The organism is Planomonospora alba, from assembly GCF_039534085.1.
Taxonomy (GTDB): domain Bacteria; phylum Actinomycetota; class Actinomycetes; order Streptosporangiales; family Streptosporangiaceae; genus Planomonospora_B; species Planomonospora_B alba.
Genome location: NZ_BAAAUT010000035.1, coordinates 47,864 through 70,569, shown reverse-complemented (window position 1 = coordinate 70,569; position 22,706 = coordinate 47,864). Strand labels below are relative to the sequence as shown.

The window sequence follows — 22,706 nt, the reverse complement described above, 5'->3', positions numbered from 1 at the left end:
CCGGGCCGGGTGAGGAGCCCGCGCCCCGCGCTCCCCGGCGTGTACCGCGGCCCTGCCACGGTAGGCCACAGGCCCGCCGAGCACATGGGTCCACCGTCTGATGGCGTCGCGCCGAGGTACGACCGCAGGAGGAGTCCCGCTGCCGTCCACGGTCGCGGAGCGGCCGTTCATCCGGCGTGCCCGACTGCGACTGCGGTGGCACAGGGATGTGCCTCGGATGCGACTCCGGGCGCATGCGGCGGAGACCCGGGGTCGATGCGGCATCGCGTGCTCCGCCCTGAGGATGGCCGGGTGACCGAGATCATCGCGGGACTGTACGTGTCCCCTCTGGAGCTCCTCGCCTTGCTGGGTGCCGTCGCGCTGGTGGTGGCGCGCTGGCTGCCCCCCGTCGCCCGCCCACGCGTCGCGATCGCGGCGGGGGCGGTTCTCGCGCCGTCCGCGGTCGTGCTGAGCGTGACGGGGATCCGCTGGCAGATGCTGCCGGTGCTGGCAGGCGCCGCCGTCGCGTCGCCGTCCGCCTTCTCTCCTCTGCTGCGGCGCCGTACCGGCCGGCCGGCGCGGCGGGCCCGGCGGTGGCTGGCGTTGCCGGGGTCGGTGGCCTGCGCCGGCCTGATCGCCACGGGCCCGGTGGCCGCCTGGGCCTTTCCCGTACCCGTGTTCCCCGAGCCGTCGGGCCGTTTCGCGGTCGGTACCCACGTGGTGCAGTGGACCGACCCACGCCGCCCCGAGAGCTTCACCGCCGATCCGCGCGACCGGCGCACGGTCGTGGTCCAGCTCTGGTATCCCGCGCAGAAGAGCCCCGCAGGCGCGCGGCGGGCCCAGTACTCCGGACGCACGGAGCACGAGGCGCGCACCGTTTCCGACGCCCTCGCCCGCCAGGTCGGCCTGCCGGGCTTCCTGGTCGACGGCGTCCCGCGTGCCCGCACCCGTTCGGTCTTCGACGCCCCGGTGGCCGGTGGGAGCGAACGCTTCCCGATCGTGCTGTTCTCTCCCGGGTCGGGCGGAGTGCGCACCCAGAACACCGCCTGGGCGGAGGAGCTGGCCAGCCACGGCTATGTGGTCGCCGCCCTCGACCACCCGTACGACTCCGCCGCCGTCGTCCTCGACGACGGCCGAACGATTCACACCGAGATCGCCTCCACCGGGGACCGGGACGAGGACGGCGAACTGGCGGTTGGCTGGACGGCTGTTCGGGCCGCCGACCTCAGCCTCGTCCTCACCCAGCTGGACCGCCTAGGCCGAGGCGAGATCACCGGCCCGCTGACCGGACGCCTGGACACCGGTCGAGTCGCGGTCACCGGCCACTCCATGGGCGGCGCCGCCGCTCTGCAGGCAGCCCGGCAGGACCGCCGGTTCGACGCCGTCATCGATCTGGACGGCTACCCCCACGGTCCCACCTCTCCCCACCTCCACCAGCCGACGCTCGCGCTCACCCAGGCCGTCACCTCCGGGACCGACCCGCGCTACATACCCCGCCTCACCGAGGTCCTCGAGCTCGGCACCGCGACGGGCTACCGGCTCACCATCCCCGGCGCCGCACACCTCACCTTCATGGACGGCCCCCTGTACCTGCCGCCTGTGCCCTCGATAGTCGGCTCCCTGGGTCGCACCGAGAGCCCGCGCGTCGTCGCCGCAGCCACTCTCGCCTTCCTGGACGCCACCTTGCGGCACAGGCCCGGTGACCTGGCCGGTGTTCTGTCGGCCTACGGCGACCTCAGCATCCACCGCCCGGACGACAGCCGTTGACCAGATGCGCCGAGGCGGCCGACGGCACGGCCGTCCCGGCAAGGGGACCCACGGGTCCGCCTCCGAGGGCGCTGCGCCGGTCCGGTCGGTGCGCGTCCCGGCGGGCGGCTCCGACGGCGGCCCGGCCCTGCCCTTCTACGGCAGACGTCCGGCGGCACCGGACCGGCCGTTCCTGGAACGCCGCCGTCCGAGGGACCTGCTCCCGCCTCGCCCGGTCGCGGCCGATCAATCCCGTCGCCGTCGAACGCGGGGGAGGCGGCGACCGGGTCGGGAGGCGCTCCGAGCGGCGAGATCCCGCCTGATCCGCTGCCCCGGGGAGGGCGGAGCGGAAAGCGGCGAGGTCACGCGCCGCCGTTGACCGCGCCGGTCTTGAGAGAGCCTTCGCTGATCTGCCACTTGTCCAGCAGCTTGTCGTAGGTGCCGTCGTCGAACAGCTCGTACAGGGCCGCCTGGACGGCCTGGCGCAGACCGCTGCGATCCTTGGCGATCGCGATACCGTACGGCGCCGCCTCGATCTGCCGGCCGGAGATGGCCAGGGACGGGTTCTCCCGGACGGACACCGCCGCCGGAGGGAAGTCGTCGAGGTAGGCATCCGCCTTGCCGGCCAGGACCGTTTCCTTGGAGCCGGTCAGCGTGGGCACGGCGATGATCGTCATCTTCTCGCCCGCGGCGCAGCGCTTGTTCTGCGCCTCGGCCAGCTCGACGTACAGGGTGCCCGCCGGCAGGGCGACCCGCCGGCCGCACAGATCCCCGATGCCCTCGCCGCCCTGCCCGCCGCGGGTGACGACGACGGAGCCGACGTTGAGGTAGTCGACGAAGTCGACGCGCTGCTGCCGTTCGGCCTTGTCCGTGATGGAGGACATGGCCACGTCGAGGTCGCCTGACTCCACCTTGCCGAGCAGTTCGGGCCAGGGCGTCTGCCGTATCTCCGCCTTCAGGCCGAGCCTGCCGGCGATCGCGGTGGCCAACTCGACGTCGAATCCGGTCTGCTCGCCGTCCTGGAGGAACTCCATGGGCGCGAACGACAGGTCCGAGCCGACGACCAGCACGCCTGCCCGGCGGATGTCATCGGGCACCGAGCCGCGGGCGGCGGAGATCCGCACGCCGGCGGCGCCGGGGCCGTCCGCGGTGTCGGGCGCGGCCGCGCAGCCGGCCAGCAGAAGACTCGCGGCGGCGGCCGCGATCCAGGTGGTGATCCGCATAGACGTTCCCGGGATGCTCGTAGGGTGTCGGTCCTGTCAGGGAAATCGGCAGTGACCCGTCTCACTTAAGTGCTCAGCTCCGGCCTCTTGCGGCCGAACCAGGGGGAAAGCGACTGGAGAGGCAGTGATGAGGCTCACCATCCGGCATCAGATCCTGGCCTTGGCCGCGGCAGGTTTCCTCCTCGTGGGCGTGGCCGGTCTGATCGGCTACCGGGGCATCTCCCAATTGGAGGAGGCCCAGGTGAAGGCACGCGCCGCGACGACGGCGCTGGAGGCCGTCAGCACGGCCGACACCGCCCGGGTGGCCTTTCGCGCCGATGTGCTGAACGCGATGACCACCCGCGACGGCGCCGAGCGGCAGCAGGCCCTCGACCTGCTCGGCGGCCACGTACGGGCCCTGCGCGCCGGCTTCGCCGGCGTCACCGACGCCCAGCCGGAGCTGACGGCTCAGGTGCGGCAGTTGCAGGACACCGCCCAGGAGATGATCGCCACCGGGCAGCGGGTGGTCACCCTGGCCAGCCGGGTGGTCAGCGACCCCGAGCAGACCGGTGCCGCGCAGGCCCGCCCCGACTTCGAAAGCCACTACCGGACGTTCGACGAGGCCCTGCCCCGGCTGAAGCAGCGTATCGCCGCGCAGGCCGAGGAGACCTCCGCCCGGGCGCAGGACGTCGCCTCCGACGCCAAGATCCTCACCCTGGTCACCGCCGGGCTGGCCGCGCTGCTGCTGGGCGGCGCCGCCGTACTGCTGGCCGGGCGGGTCTCGGGCCGTATCGGCTCCTACGTGTCGGCCATGAAGGCCCTGGCCGCCAAGGACCTGACCGTCTCCATCGACACCTCCCCGCGTGACGAGCTGGGCGAGATGGCACGCGCGCTGGCCCAGACCGTGAACGTGCTGCGTGACGCTCTGGCCGTGATCGGCCGCCACAGCGCCACCCTGACCGAGGCCTCCCGCGAGCTGAACGCGGCCTCCGGCGAGATGGACGCCGCCGCGACCGGCACCGCCGCCCGCTCCGACCAGGTCGCCGCGACCGCCGCGCAGGTCTCGGCCAACGTGCAGACCGTCGCGGCGGCCAGCGAGGAGATGAGCGCCTCCATCGCCGAGATCGCCGGCAGCGTCAGCCAGGCCGCACGGGTGGCCGACACCGGCGTGGCCGCCGTACGGGCCGCCGGGGAGACCGTGACCAAACTCGGCACCTCCTCGGCGGAGATCGGCTCCGTCATCAAGACGATCACCTCGATCGCCGAGCAGACCAACCTGCTGGCGCTGAACGCGACCATCGAGGCGGCCCGCGCCGGCGAGGCCGGCAAGGGCTTCGCGGTCGTGGCCGGCGAGGTCAAGGACCTGGCGCAGGAGACGGCCAAGGCCACCGGGGACATCGCCCGGCGGATCGAGGCGATCCAAGCCGACACCGGCGCGGCCATCGCGGCCATCTCCGGTATCAGCGGAGTGATCGCGACCGTCAGCGAGCACTCCACCGCCATCGCGGCCGCGGTGGAGGAGCAGAGCGCCACCTCCGGGGAGATGAGCCGCAACATCTCCCAGGCTGCGGGCGGCGCCGACGACATCGCCGCAGGTATCAGCGAGGTCGCCAAGGCGGCGGTGATCACCACCTCCGGGGTGGCCGAGGCCCGCCGCACCGCCGGCCGTCTCGACCGGGTGGCCGCGGAACTGCACGGCATCGTCGAACAGTTCACCGTCTGAACACGCGACGGCCTGGCCCGGTGGTGTTCGAGAACACGACCATCCTGGCATGACGATCCGGAAACGCGGCTCCACAGGCCCCGGGGCAGACCACGGCCTCCACGGCACCCGGCGCGGTTCGCGGGTACGCAGCGGGTTGCGGGTGCGCGCCAGTCGCGGGCGCGCATGCGGGTCCTCCGGCTCCAGGGGGCATGACGTGCCGACCAGACCTCCCGGCTCACCTGATTCGCCGCCACCGGCGATCACGGGTGTGCGGCAGGCGGGCCTGTGGCCGTACCCGCCGAGGTCTTCGTGGCTCCTCGGCAGCACGCCGGTCTCGCCTCACCGGCGCCGGCTTCGGTGATGCGGATCCCTTCCGGCCGGTTCCCGCCGCCGGAGGCATGCTGTTACGGTAGGGCGCGGTGCGCCGGGAAGTCTGGTCGGCAACGACGGTTTCCGTGTCGACCGCGACGGAGGCGCCGATGGCGCGGCATGCGATGGATCACCCGGCTGACAGGCTCGGCCCGTGCGGGGGCAGGCCGCTGGGCACGTCGCCGGCGGCTTCCGGCGGCGAGCGCGGCGTGTCCGCCCGGTACGGCACCGCCCTCCGCCGGCTGCGCGACCGGGTCCGTCAGGAGTCCGGCTCATGAGCACGGAAGCGCGGGACGCGCGCCGCGCCGGAGCCGCGCCCGCCGTCCGCGCCACCGCGACGAGCAAGCGCTACGGCGACGTCGTCGCGGTCGACGGGGTGAGCCTGAGCGCCGAGCGCGGGCAGATCTACGCGCTGCTCGGCCTCAACGGCGCGGGCAAGACCACGCTGATCCGCATGCTGCTGGACCTGCCCGGCGCCTCGGTGCCGGTGCTGGCCGCCGGGGCGGGTCGCGTCCTGCTGGTCGCGGCGCTGACGTGCGCGCTGGCCACGCCGCTGGTGCTGGCCGCCAGTGCCGGGCGCGGGTACCTGGCCGCGGTCGGGGCGCTGTTCGCCGCGCTGTTCTGCGCGCAGGTGATCGCCGCCCTCGGTTACGGCGCCTACTTCCCCTGGTCGGTCCCGGGGCTGCTGGCCGGTGTCGCCGGGCCCGGTCAGGAGCCGCCCGGTCTGCTCGGCCATCTGCTGGTGGCACTCGCCGGGGCCGGCGGGGCGCTGGCCACGGCCGTCTGGTGGCAGCGGGCCGACCACACCCGATGAACATCTCCGCCGCGGCGGGGCTCCGGTCGGACGAGGGGGAGACTGAGACCCCGGCCCGGAGCCTGGCAGCGCCGCGCACCGCCGCCTCCCACCGGTGGGGTCACCACGCCGGCCGGCCGGTGGCGCATCCGGACGCCGAGCCCTCGCCCGGGCTGCCGCCGGCGGGAATCAACTCGCCCAGGCCGGGCATTCTTCTGGTCAGGAAAGACCGTCGCCCGCCGTGCCCCGTGGGCGAGAAGGAGTGTGGTCCCCGTGTCGTCGGCCCCGCAGGACGCCGCGGGGCTGGCCGTCTCGGCCGGCCTGTACGCGGACGCCATCGTGGTGCGCGCCAGTGGCGCACTGGAGATGTCCACCGCCCCGATCCTGCGCGCACCGCTGGAGCGCATCTGGGACCTGCCGGACGTGGCGGTCGTCATCATCGACGTCGCCGAGCTGGTCTTCTGCGATTCGGCCGGGCTGGGCGAGCTGGTGCGCGCCGGGCGCCGCAGCCGGGACAAGGGGGCGCGGTTGATCCTGGCCGGCGTCGACGGGCAGCTGGCGCGCCGGCTGGAGCTGACCGGGCTGCGCCGCAGCTTCGAGGTGCACGCCGATCTGGCCGCGGCCCTGCGGGCGGTGAGGTCGGCCGGCCGGTGGGCGCGTCCTGACGACGACCGGTTCAGCCCGGCTCCGTGACCGCCGCGGCCGGAGAAGCGCGGCGGGGTGGTGCCCGGGCGGTCACCGCTCGGTCCCGCACTCCACGTCGGCGCTGTCAGGGGACGGTCCGGTCAGCGGACCGCCCCGCCAGCGTGGCCGGCCCTCGGTGTCGATGCGGTCGGTGTCCAGCAGGCTGACGGCCAGACGGCGGATGCGTCCGGTCTGGCGCAGAGCCGTCCCCAGGATCCCGCGGCGTTGCTCGGACGGCAGGGTGTCGATCTCGCCCGTGTTCGCACGTGTCAGGCGGCGAGGGTGGCGTGCATCTCCCACACCAGGATCTCGGCCGGCTCGGCGGCGGTGACCTTCTGGCCGCCGGTGGCGGTCAGGCGCACCGCGTCGCCGGCGGCCAGCGCGCCCGCCCCTTCCAGGGTGACCGTGCCGCGCGGCACGAACAGGTGCAGGAACGGCGCCTCGGGCAGCTGCACGCTCCGGCCGGGGGCCAGGCGAGCGGCGTGCAGCGCGGCGTAGCGGTTCTTGATCCGGATGGCGGCTGCGCCGTCGTGCTCGGCCATGCCGGAGGCGACCGGCACCAGGCCGCCGCCGAGCAGCTCGGCGTCGATCTCCAGCTGCTCGTAGCCGGGGGTGATGCCGGTCTCGTCGGGTACCACCCACATCTGTACGAAGTGCACCGGCTCGTGGTGCACGTCGCCCGAGAGGCGCCAGGAGTCGTTCTTCTCCGAGTGCAGGATGCCGGTGCCGGCGCTCATCCGCTGGGCCAGGCCGGGGTAGATGACGCCGTTGTGGCCTTCGGAGTCCTGGTGGACCAGGGAGCCCTGCAGCACCCAGGTGACGATCTCCATGTCGCGGTGCGGGTGGGTGTCGAAACCGGTGCCCGCGCGTACGACGTCGTCGTTGTTGACCAGCAGCAGCCCGTGGTGGGTGTTGGCCGGATCATGATGGCGGCCGAAGGAGAAGGAGTGCTTGGAGTCCAGCCAGCCGGCCTCGGTGGCGAAGCGCTCGGTCGCGCGGCGGACGTCGATGCGGGGCGCGAGGGACAGGGTGTTCATGCCGGTGTTCATGCCGGGTTCCTTCCAGGACGGTGGTGAGGGCCGGGTCGCCGGTGCCGGGGACGGGCCTGATCAGGCGTTCTTGATCGCGGAGACCTCGGACTCCAGCACGATCTTGTCGCTGACCGGGAAATCGCCGGTCTCCAGCGCGGCGTTCCAGGTCACGCCGTAGTCCTTGCGGTTGATCGTCACCGAGCCCTCGAAGCCGAGCCGGGTGTTGCCGCGCAGGTGCTCGTCGCGGGTGTCGACGCTGGCGGCCCGGATGGTCCCGGTCACGGCGGTGGCGGCCGGGTCGGCGGCGTCGAAGACGACGGTGCCGTCGAAGTCGTCGAAGGCGCCGCGGACCTTGGTGACCGCGGCGTGGCGGGCGACGAAGCCGATCGGGGTGTGGGCCGGGTCGAGGGTGTAGGTGCCGGTGAACGGGTCCGGGTCGAGGCCGGGGGCGGCCATGGGAACCCTCCGAGAAGAAGATGACGTGTCATTCACTTGGTTCAACTCGCATGACGCGTCATTCATTCCGCAAACTCGATGATGTGTCATGTATAGCGGGTGCGGCGGACGCATGGACACCCGCCGGCTCGACGACGACCGGCAGCGTGCCTGGCGCGCCTACCTGCGCATGCAGGCACGGCTGGGCGCCGCGCATCACCCGCGCCGCCCGCTCGCGATTGGCCTGCCGCCCGGCAGCGCGCAGCTCGGCGGTGATGCGCGGGCCTCCGAAGGCGTCTCGGTGGTCGGCGACGAACATCCGGTACTCGAGGTGCCCACACTTCAGGGGCGGGCCCCGTTCCGACCTCCGGGGCGGTCGGGCAGGTTGTCCGGAGGTGGCACCGGACGGCCGGCGATGCTCAGGGGGCCGCTGCCGGCGTACCGGGCCGGCATGCCGATGACCGGCCGGAGCCGGCCGGCCGTGTCCCCGCGCGCCGGAAGTGTTCTCCTCAGTGATGGTAGGCGTGGACGACGGCGTGGCCCCTGCCCCGGCCGATGATCCACTTGTTGACCGGGGTGGTGACGAGGAAGGCGACCAGCAGGGCGAGGGCGAGGGCGCCCCAGAACAGGGGGGTGGCCAGGCCGGCGTCCATGGCGCCGGGGATCGCCAGCATGACGCCGTTGTCGATGATCTCCATGACGATGATGGAGACGGTGTCGGCGGCCAGGGCGAGCCTGATCGCGGTGCCCCAGTCCACTCCGGCCCGGCGCAGCGGGAGCAGGGTGAGCAGGTAGCCGAAGAAGAAGGCCAGTGCGACGGCGAGCACGATGGTGGGCGCGGTGGACCAGCCCAGGGCGGTGCCGATCACCAGGCCGAGGACCTCGCCGATGGCGCAGCCGGTGAGGCAGTGCAGGGTGGCGGAGGCGGCTGTCCGCCAGCTCGCCTTCGACGGGTGACCGGCCTGGTGGCCGTGCTCGTGGTGTCCGTGGTCGCGGTGACTCCGGTGCCCTCCGTGATCCCCGTGGCTGGTGTGGTGAGCCGGCTCGGACATGGCGGTCTCCTCGTTCGTCGGTTCTGAACTGCGCGCCCGATTCTATACCCCCTGGGGGTATAGAATCAAAGCTGTTTCCGGGCAGGGCCGTCGGAGGAAGAACGCACTGCTGCCGGGCGGGAGGCGTCGCAGACGCGCGGGTCGGGTGCAACCGCGGCGCGCTGTGCGGGCGGCGGTGGTGGCCGTGTCCGTCGGCCCACGACAGCCGGGGCGGCCTTCAACGGGAAGGCGGGGTGCCCGTACCGGTCGCCCCGGCGGACGGCCCGCGGACGGCGGAGGCGGACCTCCGCTCGTGGCCCGCCGCCGCTGAGCCCTCTCCGGCGGAGGGGAGGGCGGGAAGGCGGGTCAGTGCGGGGCCGCGCCGCCGGTGAGGATGCGGCGGTAGCGGGTGATGCGGTCCTCCACGCTGTCCAGGCAGCAACTGGCGCACTTGTCGCCGTGGACGGCGGTGTAGAACAGGCAGCACGTCCGGCGCAGGTAGAACAGTCCTTCGGCGCCGTCTTCGGAGAGCCGGACCGTCTCCCCGAGCGTGCCCAGTTCCGGCGGGCAGGCCGCGAGGAACCTGTCGTGGGCACGCTGCAGCAGGTCGACGTCGGCTCCGGGCCTCCTGCTCGCGGCACCGAACGCCGCGGCGCACCCGTGGGCGATGCCGCCGTGCAACTGCCGCCGGCCCGCGCGGCTGCGCGCCCGCAGCGCCTCGGCGACCGGGAACAGGTGCTCGTCGAGGACCTGGCCCACGAGGAGTCGCAGCCGCTCGTCCGGGGTCGTGCGGGAGACGTCGGCCAGACGGGGCCGGCGCAGCGCGACGGCCGCGAACCCGTGGTGGTCGTCGAGCCGCAGCAGCACGTTCGGCGGCCGCACGTCCAGCACCTGGTCGTGCAGCGCCCACGCCAGCAGAGCGGGAGCGGTGACCGTGCCCGCGTAGACGGCCATCACGGTCAGCGCCGTGGCGTGCGCGGACACCTGCCCGCTGGCCGTCCGCTCGGCCTCCAGCACCCGGGTCAGCTCCTCGGAGGCGGGGTCCAGCAGCCGGTCGGCGGCGATCCAGTCCTCGCCCGTGCCGGGGGCGGTCTCCAGCCGGTAGCGCTCGCCGTACCCGGCCAGGGTCGTGAGCACGGTCGCCGGGTCGGCGGGCGGATGGGACACGATGGGGACTCCTCGCGTGACGGCGGCGCTGTCGGCGGACCATTGTGCGGCATCGGCGCGGCAGGCCGGGACGCGGGCCCGATTACCACGTCACCGCGAACGCGATCGCGGCCGGCGGCGCCGCCGGCGGGGACGGCGGCATCGCGGAGGCGGAGGCCCGGTCGATGCGCTCGGCTTCGGCCGGGGTGTGCGCGGTCCCGGTGCGCCGGAGACGTCCGATGAGGAAGGCCGCCGGTGGCGAGGACCTGTGCGCGGACCGGCCCCGGGCGGCCGTGGTCGGGAACATGACCTCTGCGACGGGTTGGAGATGGCTGCACACCGACGGCCGACTGGCCCCCGGTTCGGTGGTCTTCCGGCCACTGCTATCGTCTTGTGAAAACGGTTCTCATTATCGGAGTGTTTCGTGGGCTCGTCCTCCGCCTCGCAGCGCCCGGACCTCGACGTGCGCTCCCTTCCTCCCGCTCCGGCTCCGCCGGAGGCAACCCTCCGGCCGCCGGCGCGAGCACTGCCGACGCCCGCGGCCGCCGCCCTGCTGGTCTGCGCCCTCGCCGTCTCGGTGCTGCTGGCGATCGGCCTGGGCGCGGCGGCCGTGCCACCCGGCGAGACGCTCCGCTACCTGTGGGCGGCTCTCACCGGAGGGCTGATCACCGCCGAGGAGGTGACGTCGTACCAGATCATCTGGCAGGTGCGGACCCCGCGCGTGCTCCTGGCGGCCGTGGTCGGAGCCGGGCTCAGCGCGGTCGGCGTGGCGATCCAGGCCATGGTCCGCAACGCGCTGGCCGACCCGTTCGTCCTGGGCGTGTCCTCGGGGGCCTCGGCGGGAGCGGTGCTGGTCACCGTCTCCGGCTCCCTCGCCGCACTGGGGGTCTACGCGGTGTCGGCCGGCGCGTTCCTCGGGGCGCTGCTCGTCTCGGCCCTGGTCTACCTGGCCTCGCGGGGTGCCGCGGGCCTGGCGCCGCTGCGGCTGGTGCTCACCGGCGTGGCGATGGCGTTCGGCTTCCAGGCCGTGATGAGCGTGATCGTGTACTTCGTGCCGGACGGCGAGGCGACCAGCACGGTGCTGTTCTGGTCGATGGGCGGTTTCGGGGCGGCGACGTGGGGAGCCCTGCCCGTCGTGACCGCCGCCGTGGCCGTCGCGGTCATCGTCCTGCGCCGGCTCGGCCGGGCCCTCGACGTGCTCGCCCTGGGTGACGAGACCTCCGCGAGCCTGGGGGTGGACGCCCGCCGGCTGCGCCGGGGACTGTTCGTGCTGACCTCGCTGGCGACGGGGGCGATGGTCGCCGTCAGCGGTGCGATCGGGTTCGTCGGGCTGGTGCTGCCGCACATGGTCCGCCTGTGGACCGGTGCGGCGCACGCGCGGGTGCTCGTGATCGCCCCGCTGGCCGGCGCGGTCTTCATGGTCTGGGCCGACCTGCTGGCCCGGACCATGGTCGCCCCGCGGGAACTCCCCATCGGCGTGATCACCGCACTGGTGGGTGTCCCGGTCTTCCTCGTCCTGCTGCGCCGCCGCGGCTACCTGTTCGGAGGTCGCTGACGATGACCCTTCTGCTCGATGAGATCTCGGTCTCCGTCGACGGGACCGCCCTGCTGCGCGACCTGGCGCTCACCGTCGGACCCCGGCAGATCGTCGGTCTGATCGGCCCGAACGGCTCGGGCAAGACCACGGCCCTCAGATGCGTGTACCGGGCCCTGCGGCCGACCGGGGGCGTGGTGCGCATCGACGGCAGGGACCTGGACCGGATCCCCCTGCGCGAGAGCGCCCGGATGATCGCGGCACTCACCCAGGAAGGAGGATCCGACCTCGACTTCACCGTCGAGGAGGTCGTCGCGCTCGGCCGCACCCCGCACCTGCGCGGCAACCAGGCGCTCAGCGCGGCCGAACGCGAGCTGTGCCGCCGGGCGATGGCGCAGACGGAGGTCTCGCACCTGGCCGGCCGCGGCGTGCTGTCGCTGTCCGGCGGCGAACGCCAGCGGGTCCTGGTGGCCCGCGCGCTCGTGCAGGAGCCCCAGGTGCTGATCCTCGACGAGCCGACCAACCACCTCGACCTGCACCACCAGCTCCGGCTGTTGTCGATGCTCAGGGGATCCGGCCTCACCGTGCTGGTCACCCTGCACGACCTCAACCTCGCCGCCTCCGCGTGCGACCGGCTGGCGGTGCTGTCCCACGGGAGCCTCGTGGCCTGCGGGCCGCCCGCCGAGGTCCTCACCGAAGCGCTCCTGCGCGACGTCTTCGACGTCGCGGCGAGCATCGTCCCCCACCCCCTCACCGGCGTCCCCCAGGTGCTCTACGACCTGGGCCCGACCCCGACCGAGAAAGGAAACCCCGCGTGAGCACGCGCTCCCCGCTGGCGTCCCGCCCGCTGCGTTCCGCCGTCCCCGCCCTGGTGGGCGTCCTGCTGCTGACCGGCTGCGGAGCCCGGGTGGACGGCCCCGCGGCCGACCGGAAGGTGACGGTCAACCGGTGCGGCCAGCCGGTCGAGTACACCACTCCGCACCGCGCCGTCGTCTACGAAGGCGGCAGCGCCGACAAGATGTTCGCCCTCGGCCTCACCGAGCACGTCCACGGCTACGTCATGCCGCCCGCCAACCCGCCCGTCACCGAGTCGCCCTGGGCGGCGGAGTACGCCAAGGTGAAGTTCCTCAGCGACGACCTGCTCAACCGCGAGCTGGTCGTGGAGGCCAAGGCCGACTTCGTGGTCGCCGGGTGGCGCTCGGGCTTCAGCGACCAGCGCGGCATCACCCCGGCCATCCTCGACGGCCTGAGGATCCAGAGCTTCATGCACGCCGAGTCGTGCTTCAACTACCCCGGATATCCGGAGCGGGTGACGCCGTTCGAGGGCCTCTACACGGACCTGGAGCGCCTCGGGAGGATCTTCGGTGTCGAGGACCGGGCCCGCTCCCTGGTCGACGGGTACCGCAAGCGCGTCGAGGCGGTGCGGGCGCAGGCGCCCGAGGGCGAGCAGGTCCCGGTCTTCCTGTACGACTCGGGCACCGACAAGCCCTTCACCGCCGGCAGCCAGGTGCCGCCCAACGACATCATCCGCTTCGCCGGCGGCCGCAACGTCTTCGCCGGCCTCGACGCCCGGTGGACCGAGGTGACCTGGGAGGCCGTCGTGAAGGCCAGGCCGGAGGTCATCATCATCCTCGACTACGGGGACAAGCCCGCCCGGGAGAAGATCGAGTTCCTGAAGGAGTTCCCCGCCACCAGCAAGCTGCCCGCCGTCGTCAACGACCGCTTCTTCATCCTCGACTACAACGAGGGCATCAGCGGGCCGCGCACCATCGACGGTCTGGAGAAGTTCGCCGCCTACCTCCGCGAGCTGGACAGATGAGCGGTCACGGCGCGACGGGCCACGCCCCGTGACCGCACCGGCGACCGTGTCCCCGGAGTCGTCCGGCGGCCGGCCGGTCTGGCGCGAGCCGTCGTTCCTGCGGCTGTGGTCCGGCACCACCGCCTCGGGTCTGGCGACCTGGGCGCTGCCGTTCGTCCTCGGCCTCGCGGTGCTGGACCGCGCCCTGAGCGCCACCGGGCTCGGCGTCGTCCTGGCCGCCCGCACCGCGGGCTTCCTCCTGGCGGTGCCCGTCGCCGGGGTCCTGGCCGACCGGTACTCGCGCCGGGCCGTCGTGCTGTGGGCGGGACTGGCCGCCGCCCTGGCCACCCCGCTCATCGCGCTGGGCCTCGGCCGCTCGGTCCTGCTCATGAGCGCCGCGGCGGCGGTCGTCGGCGCCGGTCAGGGCGCGTGCAGACCGGCCTTCCAGGCGCTGACCGCCGAAGTGGTCGACGCCGGGCGGCGCCGGCAGGCCAACGCCGCGATCACGTTGGCCGTCCGTGTCACCACCCTGGTCGCACCGGCGGCGACCGCGCTGCTGGCGACCGTGCTGAGCAGCCGGACATTGGTCGTCGGCACCGGCCTGCTCTGGCTCGTGGCCGCGCTCCTGCCCCCGCCCGGGAGCAAGGCGCCCGCCCCCGGGCGGGCGGGGACGCCGCTGCTGGCGGAGTTCGGCGAAGGGGTGCGCGAGGCGCGGCGGCATCCGTGGTTCCTCGCCGGTCTGGCCGCCCTGGCCGCCGTCGTCTTCACCGGCTACTCCGCCACGGCGGTGGCGCTGCCCCTGGTCGGCCGGGACCGCTACGGGACGGAGGCGGTCCTCGCCGGAGCCCTCACCGCCTACACCGCCGGCGCGCTCGCCGGCGCCGCGCTCATGGCGCGCAGGCAGCCCCGCGCGCAGGGCTGGACGGCGCTGGCCGGCCTGGCCCTGTACGGCTTCGCCCCGCTCAGCCTGCTGCTGCCGGTGCACCCCGCGGTGGTGTTCGCCGCCTACGCCATCGCCGGCCTGGGGATCGAGCTGTTCAACGTGCCCTGGTTCACCGCCACGCAGCGCGAGGTCGAGCCGCGCCTGCTGGCCCGGGTGTCCTCGCTGGACTTCCTCGTCTCCTACGGCCTGGCCCCCCTCGGCCTGGCGTTCCTGGCTCCCGCCGTGGACGCCTTCGGCTGGCGGCCGGTGCTGGCGGTCTGCGCCCTGGTGTGCTTCTCGGCGCCCGCCGCGGCCGCCCTGGTCCCCACCAGCCGGCACTTCTCCCGCGGTGAGAGGAGCTGAGGCACGGCGGGCGCCTTCGGTGCTGGCTCCCGCGCGTGCCACCCTGATCGCCTGCGGCGTCGTGACCGGTGTCAGCGCGCTCGCCGGGATGGCGCCGCTGATCGCCGTGGCGGAGATCAGCCGGCGGCTGCTGCACGGTGACGCGGATGTGCGGCCGATCGTCGCCATCGCGCTCGCGGCGCTGGCGGTCAAGCAGTTCGGCACCTTCGCCGCGGGGGTGCCGACGCATCCGGCCGACATCCGGGTCTCGTCCGGCATCCGCCGCGACCTGCCGGGCAAGCTGCGCAGGCTTCCCCTGGACTGGTTCACCGACCGCGACTCGGGCACCGCGAAGAAGATCGTCGAGGACGATGTCGCGGCGCTGCGCCAGCTCATCGCCCACTCCGTGGTGGAGGCCACGGCCGCCGCGGTCCCGCCGGTCGCGGCGACCGTGTACCTCCTGGTCGCCGACTGGCGGATGGCGCTGGTCAGCCTGCTTCCGCTCGTCACCGGCCTGGTCGCGTACCAGCGGGCGATGGCCGGCGCCGGGACGAAGTATCCGGAGTTCATGCGGTGGCTGACCCGGTTGAGCGGTGCCGCGGTCGAGTTCGTCAACGGCATCGCCGTCGTCAAGGCGTTCGGGACTCCCGGGGCCGCGAGCCGCCGCTTCCAGGAGGTCTCGCGCGGCTTCGCGCACTTCTTCCTCGACTGGGCGCGGGCGACGAGCACGGCGACGGTCACCGCGGAGATCCTCCTTTCGCCGCCGAGCATGCTGGTCGTGACGGCGAGCGCGGGAGGCGTGCTCACCGCGGCGGGCTGGTTGCCGGTGACGGGCTTCATCGCGTTCCTGGTGTTCGGGACGGTCATCACCGCGGGTCTGATGACCGTCATGACGGCGGTGCACCCCCTGGTCACGGCCTGAGCGTGGCCCGCGGCATCCGCGAGGCGCTCGCCGGACCGGAGCTGCCCGTCCCGGCCGAACCGGTCGTACCCGACGCGGGCACACCCGGTCCGGTGGTCCGGATGCGCGGGGTCCGCTTCGCCTACGGTGAGACGGTCGCGCTGGACGGCGTCGACCTCGACCTCGAACGGGGCACGATCACCGCGCTGGTCGGCCCGTCCGGGTCCGGCAAGTCCACCCCGGCCGAGCTGCTGCCCCGCTTCGACGACCCGCGGCGGGGCTCGGCCCGGCTGTACGGCGTGGATCTGCGCGACATCGATCCCGCTTCGAGGGCACGATCGCCGACAACCTGCGCATGGCCGCTCCGGGCGCGAGCGAGGCCGATCTCGACAGGGCGGCCCGCATCGCCCGGCTCGACGAGTGACCAGCTTCCTGATCAGTGCCGGGTGCACGCTGATCGCGGAGGTGATCGTCTGGGCAGGTCGGTGCCGCTCCCGCCGCCCGGGCGTGCTCGCCTGTGCCGTGCACTCCGCCTGGTACGCCGGGCCGATGATGCCGAACCAGGCCCCGGATCCCGTCATCGGAAACGCTCGACGGGAATCTGCTCGTCGCAGAGCCGGTCGAGCAGTGCCGGCTCGTGGCTGATGACGACCATGCCGAGGCCGCGTTCGCGGACGACTCCGCTGAGCGCGTGCCAGATCTGCGCTTGCGTGATCGCGTCGAACATGGCGGTCATCTCGTCGGCGACGAGATACCGGGTGGCGGGATGGAGCGCGCGGGCGATGCAGAAGCGTTGCAGCTCGCCTCCGGACAGTTCGGCCGGCCAGCGGTCGAGCCACTCGCTCCGGATGCCGAGGAGGTCGAGCGTCTCCTGGGGCACCGCGTGCGATTCCCGCAGCACCGAGCGCATCCGCCACTTGTGGTTGACCGCCCGTTCGGGATGCTGGTGGATCAGCTGCACCGGCCGGAACCCGCGTCCGGGCAGCGGGGCGCCGTCGATGGTGATCTCACCGGACCGGGCCCGGAGGTCTCCCGCCAGGAGGGCGCCGAGCGTCGACTTGCCGCTGCCGCTCGGCCCGGTGATGCCCACGACGGTGCCGGCCTCCACCCGGAAGGAGGCGTCGCGGTACAACATCCTCCCGCCCGGATGGCCGTAGCTGAGACCGCTGACTACCAGTGCCACTCCACACCTCCGACGGAGAACCGGTTCTGCGGCAGCGCGCGCCACAGCTCGCGCGCGAAGGGATGACGGAGCCGATCGCCTTCCCCGGTGAAGGCGGAGGCGGACTCGACGGTGACGAGGCGTCCACCGTTCATCACCGCCACCCGCTCGGCCACCGACACCGCCGAGACGATGTCGTGGGTGATGAGCAGCACGGCGACCCCGTCCGCGGCGAGTTCGCGCAGATGCCGCAGCACCTCCGCGACGGCCTCGGCGTGCAGGCCCGGGGTCGGCTCGTCGGCGATGATCAGCCGGACGGTGTCGCGGACACTGGTGGCGAAGAGCACCCGCCGGAGCATCCCTCCGGACAGCTCGAACGGGTACAGCCTCGCCGCCTCGCTCGCCAGGCCGTAGCGGGCGAACAGCCGGCGCTGCTCCTGGTGCGCCGTCTTCGGATCGAGGCCGATCCGCACCTGCTTGCCGACGGGCATCAGCGGATCGAGGTTGGTCACCGACTGCGGGATGTAGGAGATCTCCCGGCCGAGCGTGCGCCGCCGCCTGGTGGCGGTCAGCCGCTCGCCCCGGTACCGGATCTCGCCGGTGACGTGCGCGTTGTGCGGCAGGATGCCGAGGATCGCTTGGGCGAGCAGGGTCTTGCCGGATCCGCTCGCGCCGAGGACCGCCAGGATCTCCCCCTCGCGGACCTCGAGGTCCAGGCCGGTGACGCCGGTGACCGTTCGGGTGCGCAGCCTGCTCGCGTACTGGACGAAGCTGACGTTGAGATCGGAGACCGTCAGGATCGGTGTGTTCATCCGGCCCTCATCCGTTCGATGTCGCGGGGTCGAGCACCGCGCGCACCCGGTCGCCGAGCCGTGCGAAGCCGAGTACGAGCAGCAGGAGCGCGAGACCGGGGAACACCGCAAGCCACCACATCCCGCTGGAGATGTGCGGCATCCCCTCCGACAGCAGGATGCCGATGGCCGGTGTCTGCGGTGAGAACCCGAAGCCGAGGAAGGTGAGCGCGGCCTCGTGCAGGATCACGTGCGGGAACATGAGGACGAATCCGACCAGGAGCTGGGGCAGGACGAGAGGCAGGACGTGCCTGCGCGCGATGAACAGCGGTGACCTGCCCAGCCCGCGGGAGACGAGGATGAACTCCGCGCTGCGGATCTGCTTCACATCGGCTCTGACCAGCAGCGCGAGTGCCATCCAGTGGGTGAACGCGATGCCCAGGACGATGCCCGGGATCCCGCCTCCGACGGTGAAGGCGATCAGGATCATGAAGATCAGGTGCGGGATGCCGATGGACAGGTCGATGAGCCAGGAGACGAGGCCGTCGATCCGCCTGCCCAGGAGCGCGGCGCAGATGCCGAGCACCGCGGAGATCATCGTGCTGATCGCCGCGGTGAGCACGCCGATCCCCAGGGAGAGTGTGAGCCCCTTCACCACTCTGGTGAACAGGTCCCGGCCCAGGTGATCGGTTCCGAACGGGTGCTCGAAGCTCGGCGGCAGCAGCCGCAGGGCGGAGTTCGGCCGCAGCGCGGCGTCGTTCAGCAGCAGGTGGCCTGCGATCAGGCAGGTGGTGAGGAACACCACGGTGAAAAGCGAGACGGCGAGGTCCCGGCGTCCGCGCAGGCGCGGGTGGTGACCGGTCGGCGTGCTCATGCCCTGCTCCGGATCCGCGGGTCGATCGCGGCGTTGACGACGTCCGCGATCAGGTTGCCGGTGAAGACGAACGTCGCGCTGACCAGCACGATGCCCAGCAGCAGCGGGACGTCGCCGCCGAGCGCGGCCTCGGTCAGGGTGGAGCCGAGACCCGGGTAGGAGAAGACCGTCTCGGCGAGCACCGAGCCTCCGAAGAGTTCTGCGAAGTAGGCGAACTGAAGGGTCACCGCGGGGACCACGGAGTTCCGGAACCCGTGGTTGCGGAAGATCTGCGCGTCGGTCTCGCCCCTGGCGCGGGCGAATGCCACGTAGTCGCTGTTCAGGACATCCGTCATCTTCTCGCGGGTGTGCATGGCGATGTTCGCGACGCCGATCGCGGACAGGGTGATCGCCGGCAGCACGAAGTGGTGGAGCCGCTGGGCGAAGGTGACCTCGGTCGTCGCGACGCCCTGTGGTCCCGCGAGCCCCACGGGGAACCAGCCGAGCCATACGGAGAAGACGACGAGGAAGACGATGCCGAGCCAGAAGGTGGGCGTGGCCGACAGGGTGTAGCTGTACCAGGAGATGATCCGGTCGGTGAGCCGTCCGCGGTGCATCGCCGCAGTGACCCCGAGCAGGTATCCGAGCACCCCGGACATCGTCCAGGCGACGCCCATCAGCGCGAGCGAGGCGCCGAAGCGGGCCCCCATGACGTCGATCACGGGAGCCTTGTAGAGCGTCGAGGTGCCGAAGTTGCCCTGGATCATCTCCTGGGCCCAGGCGAGGTACTGCTCGACCGGTGGGCGGTCCAGTCCCCACTGCGCGCGGAGTTCGGCCAGTTGCTCGTCGGTGAGGTCCGCGTCGGCGCCGATGTATGCCTGGATCGGGTCGATCGGTGAGTTGTGGACAAGGGTGAAGGCGAGCACCGACACCCCGATCAGCAAAGTCGCCAGGCGCAGCACGCGCAGCAGGACCAGTCTCGTCATGACGGGCACCGCCCCGGCCCTGTGGCCGGTGTTCACTTCTCCCAGCGCCACTGGGTCAGGCTGTTGAACAGCGCCCACTCGTGCCCGTGGCCGTGGATCGGCTGCTCACCCAGGCTCAGCCCGTCACGGACGAGGTAGAGGTGGTCGATCCGGACGAGCCAGATGATCGGCGCGTCGCCGTTCTCCCCGGCGAAACCGGCCGTGCCGTCCCACTGCGCCCGCTTCCAGTGCGTGTTCGCCTCCTCCTGGGTGGCGGCCGAGAGCGCACGCTCGAGATGACCGTCGACCGTCGCGTTGGCGTACTGCGGCATGTTGTTGTAGCCGGTGTCGATGACCTTCGACGAGTACATCGAATACAGCTGGTGCGCATGGTGGCGCCCGCCACCCCAGGTCACGGCGTTCGCCTTGCCGTCGAGGTAGATGCCGTCCCAGGTGCTGCCCTTGGTCGTGATCTCGATACCGAGTGCGCGCGCCTGCTCCGCCACCACCAGCGCCAGGTCGCTGCGGAGCTTGTCGTCGGAGGGGTACAGCAGCGTGAACCGGGCCTTGCGTCCGTCCTTGTCCGCGACTCCGTCGCCGTCGGAGTCGCTCCAGCCGGCCTCGGCGAGGATGCGCTTGGCGTCGTCGACGCGGCCGTCCTCGAACACCGCCTCCTGGTTGAACCACGGGAGGCCGTCGACGAGGGTGTAGGCCGGGCGGCCGTGGCCCTGCAGCACGATCTCGGTGATCTCGTCGCGGTCGAGACCGATGTTCAGCGCCTTGCGGATCGCCGGGTCCGCGGTCACGTCGTTGCCGACCGCGACGTCCTTGCCCTGGATCTTCCCTCTGCCGCCGGCCGGCCGTGTCGGCAGCGACAGGGCGCGGGAATCGATGCTTTCGAAGCTCTGCAGTGTCATCCCGGTGACGCGCTGGCCGGCGAAGGTCGGAGGGACGTAGGCGATGTCGACCGACCCGGCCCGCGCGGCGGCGAGCGCCGCGTCCTCGCCCAGGAACAGGAAGGTGAGCTTGGTGAACTGCGGTCGCCGGCCGTACCAGTGCGGGTTCGCCGTGAGGATGAGCTGCTGCCCCTGCTGGTAGTCGGCGACGGTGTACGGGCCGGATCCGATCGGGTTCTTCGAGTAGTCCGCGCCGTAGTGCTTGGCGGGCAGGATCGGGATCTCCGAGAGCTGGCTGACGAAGGTCGAGCGCGGCGCCTTCAGGTGGAAGGTGACGCGGGACTCGTCGTCGGCGACGATCCGCTCGACGAATGTCAGGTCGAATCGTGTGCCGTCCCTCTTCAGCGTCTCGTAGGTGAAGACCACGTCCTGAGCGGTGACCGGCTCGCCGTTCGACCAGCGGGCGTCGTCGCGAAGGGTGAAGCTCCACGACTTCGCATCGTCGCTCACGGAGTACTGCGAGGCCAGGTCGCCGACGAAGTCGACGTCCTTGTCGATCGTGAGCAAGGAGCTGTGGATCAACCGGATCTGCGCGGGCCGGGAGCCCCAGCCCTTCAGCGGGTCGAACTCGCCCCCGGCCACGTCCCCGACGGCCACGACGAGCTCGGTGCCGCGGCTTCGCGGCTCGTCCGGGGACGAGGCGCTCGGGTCTTCGCGGCCCCATCCTGCCGTGACCCCGACGGTCACCCCCACGACCACGGCGAGCGCCACCACTGCAGCGATCCACGCGCGCCTGCCCTTGCGGGGCACGAATTCCTCATCCTGCGACAAGGGAGCAACCTCGATTTCTGACGGTTGTCACGAAAGGGGATCATTGCCACGGAGTGGGCAACAGCGGGCAACTGTACTGATAATCATTATCGTTCCTCAAATCGAGGCCGGCCCGCCTGCGCTTCGGCCGCGGGGCGTGCCGGATGCCGCGCGGCCGCCGCCGCCAGGACGCCCGCTCCTCGCCGGTGCCGAGCCGGGTACGGCGCAGCGCCGCGGCGATGCCGGCGATCGCCGGTTGCCCGTCGTAGAGGTCGTCGGCGTTGACGAAGACCCCGCCGGGCCGCATGGCGAACCGCACGGCCCGGGGGCGGCCGCTGCGGGCCGGGGTCAGGGGCAGCGGATCGTTGCCGACCCCGATGGCCTGCGCCGACGGCGGCCGCCCGGCCATCCGTGCCGCCCGGACGTCCGGTCCCGCCACCGGGTCCGGGCGGGCCCCGTCAGGGGGTGATCAGGCCGCGCCGGTAGGCGCGGACCAGGCGGCGGGGGACCAGCAGGTCCCGTCCGTCCACGGTGATCGGCACCAGATCGGGAGCCGTCGCCTTCCACTGGGAGCGGCGGTGGCGGGTGTTGCTGCGTGACGTCTTGCGCTTGGGGACGGCCACGTCACCAGCTCGCCTTCGTCACGCCGGGCAGCTCGCCGCGGTGGGCCATCTCGCGGAAGCGGATGCGCGACAGGCCGAACCTGCTCAGGTGGCCGCGGGGGCGGCCGTCGACGGAGTCGCGGTTGCGGACGCGGGTGGCGGAGGCGTCGCGGGGCTGGCGGGCCAGCGCCCGCACGGCCTGCTCGCGTTCCTCGGGCGTGCCGGTGCGGATGATTCTCTTGAGCGCGGCCCGGCGCTCGGCGTGGCGGGCCACGACGGCCCTGCGCCGCTCGTTGGCGGCGATCTTGCTCTTCTTGGCCATCAGACCTTCCCTCCCCGGGCGCGGATGCGGGCCACGGCGGCCTCGATGCCGATCGCGTCGACGGTCTTGACCGCCTTGGCGCTGAGCGTGAGCCGTACGAAGCGGTTCTCGCCGGGCAGCCAGTAGCGGCGGTGCTGGATGTTGGGGCTCCAGCGGCGGCGGGTGCGCCGGTGGGAGTGGGAGACGCGGTTGCCGAAGACCGGCGCGGCGCCGGTGAGCTGGCAGCGGGCCGACATCAGTTCCTCCCGTAGCGCTGGTTGAAGCGCTCGACGCGGCCGGCCGCGTCCAGCACGCGGGTGCGGCCGGTGTAGAAGGGGTGGCTGGCCGAGGAGACGTCGACGTCCACGACCGGGTAGGTGTTGCCGTCCTCCCATTCGACGGTCTTGTCGCTGGTGATCGTCGATCGGGTGAGGAAAGCGAAGTCCGCACTCGGGTCGCGGAAGACGACGGGGCGGTAGTCGGGGTGGATGCCCTTCTTCACGGGGTCATCGCTCCTCTCGGAAGAGCACGTGCTGCCGGATGATCGGGTCGTATTTGCGCAGGGTGAGCCGGTCGGGGTCGTTGCGCCGGTTCTTGCGGGTGACGTAGGTGTAGCCGGTGCCCGCGCTGGATCTGAGTTTGATCACGGGACGGAGGTCGTTTCGGGCCATGGGGTTCCTTCCGTGTGGCCGACCCGTGTAATGATAA

27 protein-coding genes and 1 pseudogene are annotated in these 22,706 nt (G+C 72.5%); 10 read left to right on the top strand and 18 right to left on the bottom strand.

Annotation, left to right across the window (positions count from 1 at the left end; translation table 11 throughout):
• Window positions 1–291 precede the first annotated feature (291 nt).
• A complete protein-coding gene (locus tag ABD823_RS21405) occupies window positions 292–1,746 on the top strand; it encodes an alpha/beta hydrolase family protein (protein WP_344862327.1) in 1,455 nt (484 codons plus the stop codon).
• Window positions 1,747–2,087: 341 nt separating this feature from the next.
• Here the strand turns inward: ABD823_RS21405 and ABD823_RS21400 are convergent, their stop codons facing one another.
• Window positions 2,088–2,948, bottom strand: coding sequence for an ABC transporter substrate-binding protein (locus tag ABD823_RS21400; protein ID WP_344862325.1), 861 nt, complete (start codon window positions 2,946–2,948; stop codon window positions 2,088–2,090).
• Window positions 2,949–3,075: 127 nt separating this feature from the next.
• Here ABD823_RS21400 and ABD823_RS21395 point away from each other — a divergent pair, with 127 nt between their 5' ends.
• From ABD823_RS21395 to ABD823_RS21385, 3 genes are all read left to right on the top strand, one after another.
• The gene (locus ABD823_RS21395; protein ID WP_344862323.1) at window positions 3,076–4,650 is read left to right on the top strand and encodes a methyl-accepting chemotaxis protein; all 1,575 of its coding nucleotides are present in this window, start codon (window positions 3,076–3,078) and stop codon (window positions 4,648–4,650) included.
• A 625-nt stretch (window positions 4,651–5,275) separates the two neighbouring features.
• A complete protein-coding gene (locus ABD823_RS21390) occupies window positions 5,276–5,815 on the top strand; it encodes an ATP-binding cassette domain-containing protein (RefSeq protein WP_344862321.1) in 540 nt (179 codons plus the stop codon).
• A 252-nt stretch (window positions 5,816–6,067) separates the two neighbouring features.
• On the top strand, window positions 6,068–6,487 hold the full coding sequence (locus ABD823_RS21385) for an STAS domain-containing protein (protein WP_344862319.1): 420 nt from the start codon (window positions 6,068–6,070) through the stop codon (window positions 6,485–6,487).
• Between the two features lie 42 nt (window positions 6,488–6,529).
• On the opposite strand, the gene ABD823_RS21380 is transcribed toward ABD823_RS21385, so the two are convergent.
• The 6 genes from ABD823_RS21380 to ABD823_RS21355 all read right to left on the bottom strand — a co-directional run bounded on the left by ABD823_RS21380 (window position 6,530) and on the right by ABD823_RS21355 (window position 10,142).
• A complete protein-coding gene (locus ABD823_RS21380) occupies window positions 6,530–6,778 on the bottom strand; it encodes a hypothetical protein (RefSeq protein ID WP_344862318.1) in 249 nt (82 codons plus the stop codon).
• The gene (locus ABD823_RS21375; RefSeq protein WP_344862315.1) at window positions 6,748–7,527 is read right to left on the bottom strand and encodes a pirin family protein; all 780 of its coding nucleotides are present in this window, start codon (window positions 7,525–7,527) and stop codon (window positions 6,748–6,750) included. Before ABD823_RS21375 ends, ABD823_RS21380 begins: the two co-directional genes overlap by 31 nt.
• Window positions 7,528–7,587: 60 nt before the next feature.
• Window positions 7,588–7,965 carry a YceI family protein gene (locus ABD823_RS21370; protein WP_344862313.1) on the bottom strand — a complete coding sequence of 126 codons (378 nt, stop codon included), beginning with the start codon at window positions 7,963–7,965 and terminating at the stop codon, window positions 7,588–7,590.
• 58 nt (window positions 7,966–8,023) lie between these two features.
• Window positions 8,024–8,263, bottom strand: a complete 240-nt coding sequence (locus tag ABD823_RS21365; protein ID WP_344862311.1) for a hypothetical protein — start codon at window positions 8,261–8,263, stop codon at window positions 8,024–8,026.
• A gap of 190 nt (window positions 8,264–8,453) precedes the next feature.
• Window positions 8,454–8,996 carry a DUF4396 domain-containing protein gene (locus ABD823_RS21360; RefSeq protein WP_344862309.1) on the bottom strand — a complete coding sequence of 181 codons (543 nt, stop codon included), beginning with the start codon at window positions 8,994–8,996 and terminating at the stop codon, window positions 8,454–8,456.
• A gap of 345 nt (window positions 8,997–9,341) precedes the next feature.
• Window positions 9,342–10,142 carry an IucA/IucC family C-terminal-domain containing protein gene (locus ABD823_RS21355; RefSeq protein ID WP_344862307.1) on the bottom strand — a complete coding sequence of 267 codons (801 nt, stop codon included), beginning with the start codon at window positions 10,140–10,142 and terminating at the stop codon, window positions 9,342–9,344.
• 403 nt (window positions 10,143–10,545) lie between these two features.
• Between ABD823_RS21355 and ABD823_RS21350 the strand changes: the two genes are divergently transcribed.
• From ABD823_RS21350 to ABD823_RS21325, 6 genes and pseudogenes are all read left to right on the top strand, one after another.
• Complete coding sequence (locus ABD823_RS21350) at window positions 10,546–11,676, top strand: FecCD family ABC transporter permease (RefSeq protein WP_344862305.1); 1,131 nt, start codon at window positions 10,546–10,548, stop codon at window positions 11,674–11,676.
• Window positions 11,677–11,678: 2 nt separating this feature from the next.
• The gene (locus ABD823_RS21345) at window positions 11,679–12,473 is read left to right on the top strand and encodes an ABC transporter ATP-binding protein (RefSeq protein ID WP_344862303.1); all 795 of its coding nucleotides are present in this window, start codon (window positions 11,679–11,681) and stop codon (window positions 12,471–12,473) included.
• Window positions 12,470–13,474: an ABC transporter substrate-binding protein gene (locus tag ABD823_RS21340; protein ID WP_344862301.1), complete on the top strand. Its 1,005-nt coding sequence runs from the start codon at window positions 12,470–12,472 to the stop codon at window positions 13,472–13,474. Before ABD823_RS21345 ends, ABD823_RS21340 begins: the two co-directional genes overlap by 4 nt.
• 28 nt (window positions 13,475–13,502) lie before the next feature.
• Complete coding sequence (locus tag ABD823_RS21335; RefSeq protein ID WP_344862299.1) at window positions 13,503–14,738, top strand: MFS transporter; 1,236 nt, start codon at window positions 13,503–13,505, stop codon at window positions 14,736–14,738.
• A 19-nt stretch (window positions 14,739–14,757) separates the two neighbouring features.
• On the top strand, window positions 14,758–15,639 hold the full coding sequence (locus tag ABD823_RS21330; protein ID WP_344862297.1) for an ABC transporter transmembrane domain-containing protein: 882 nt from the start codon (window positions 14,758–14,760) through the stop codon (window positions 15,637–15,639).
• A gap of 101 nt (window positions 15,640–15,740) precedes the next feature.
• Window positions 15,741–15,926 (top strand): annotated as a pseudogene (locus ABD823_RS21325) (ATP-binding cassette domain-containing protein); the annotation flags it as partial.
• Window positions 15,927–16,195: 269 nt separating this feature from the next.
• Here ABD823_RS21325 and ABD823_RS21320 read toward each other — a convergent pair.
• From ABD823_RS21320 to rpmG, 11 genes are read right to left on the bottom strand one after another with little or no spacing between them, the layout of a single operon-like run.
• Window positions 16,196–16,801: an ABC transporter ATP-binding protein gene (locus tag ABD823_RS21320; protein WP_344862295.1), complete on the bottom strand. Its 606-nt coding sequence runs from the start codon at window positions 16,799–16,801 to the stop codon at window positions 16,196–16,198.
• The gene (locus tag ABD823_RS21315; protein ID WP_344862293.1) at window positions 16,789–17,592 is read right to left on the bottom strand and encodes an ATP-binding cassette domain-containing protein; all 804 of its coding nucleotides are present in this window, start codon (window positions 17,590–17,592) and stop codon (window positions 16,789–16,791) included. Before ABD823_RS21315 ends, ABD823_RS21320 begins: the two co-directional genes overlap by 13 nt.
• 7 nt (window positions 17,593–17,599) lie before the next feature.
• On the bottom strand, window positions 17,600–18,445 hold the full coding sequence (locus ABD823_RS21310; RefSeq protein WP_344862291.1) for an ABC transporter permease: 846 nt from the start codon (window positions 18,443–18,445) through the stop codon (window positions 17,600–17,602).
• Complete coding sequence (locus ABD823_RS21305; protein WP_344862289.1) at window positions 18,442–19,410, bottom strand: ABC transporter permease; 969 nt, start codon at window positions 19,408–19,410, stop codon at window positions 18,442–18,444. Before ABD823_RS21305 ends, ABD823_RS21310 begins: the two co-directional genes overlap by 4 nt.
• Window positions 19,411–19,442: 32 nt before the next feature.
• Window positions 19,443–21,116, bottom strand: a complete 1,674-nt coding sequence (locus ABD823_RS21300) for an ABC transporter substrate-binding protein (protein WP_344862287.1) — start codon at window positions 21,114–21,116, stop codon at window positions 19,443–19,445.
• A gap of 40 nt (window positions 21,117–21,156) precedes the next feature.
• Window positions 21,157–21,504, bottom strand: coding sequence for a hypothetical protein (locus tag ABD823_RS21295; RefSeq protein ID WP_344862285.1), 348 nt, complete (start codon window positions 21,502–21,504; stop codon window positions 21,157–21,159).
• Window positions 21,505–21,553: 49 nt separating this feature from the next.
• Window positions 21,554–21,718 (bottom strand): 50S ribosomal protein L32, encoded by a 165-nt coding sequence (gene rpmF, locus ABD823_RS21290; RefSeq protein ID WP_344862283.1) that lies wholly within the window; start codon window positions 21,716–21,718, stop codon window positions 21,554–21,556.
• A gap of 1 nt (window position 21,719) precedes the next feature.
• Window positions 21,720–22,019 (bottom strand): 30S ribosomal protein S14, encoded by a 300-nt coding sequence (rpsN, locus tag ABD823_RS21285; RefSeq protein WP_344862281.1) that lies wholly within the window; start codon window positions 22,017–22,019, stop codon window positions 21,720–21,722.
• Window positions 22,019–22,255 carry a 50S ribosomal protein L28 gene (gene rpmB, locus ABD823_RS21280; protein ID WP_344862279.1) on the bottom strand — a complete coding sequence of 79 codons (237 nt, stop codon included), beginning with the start codon at window positions 22,253–22,255 and terminating at the stop codon, window positions 22,019–22,021. Before rpmB ends, rpsN begins: the two co-directional genes overlap by 1 nt.
• Entirely contained in the window at window positions 22,255–22,500 is a 246-nt protein-coding gene (locus tag ABD823_RS21275; RefSeq protein WP_344862277.1) for a type B 50S ribosomal protein L31, read from the bottom strand. The genes rpmB and ABD823_RS21275 overlap by 1 nt, the downstream gene beginning before the upstream one ends.
• A gap of 4 nt (window positions 22,501–22,504) precedes the next feature.
• The gene (gene rpmG, locus ABD823_RS21270) at window positions 22,505–22,669 is read right to left on the bottom strand and encodes a 50S ribosomal protein L33 (RefSeq protein ID WP_344862275.1); all 165 of its coding nucleotides are present in this window, start codon (window positions 22,667–22,669) and stop codon (window positions 22,505–22,507) included.
• Between the last annotated feature and the right edge of the window lie 37 nt (window positions 22,670–22,706).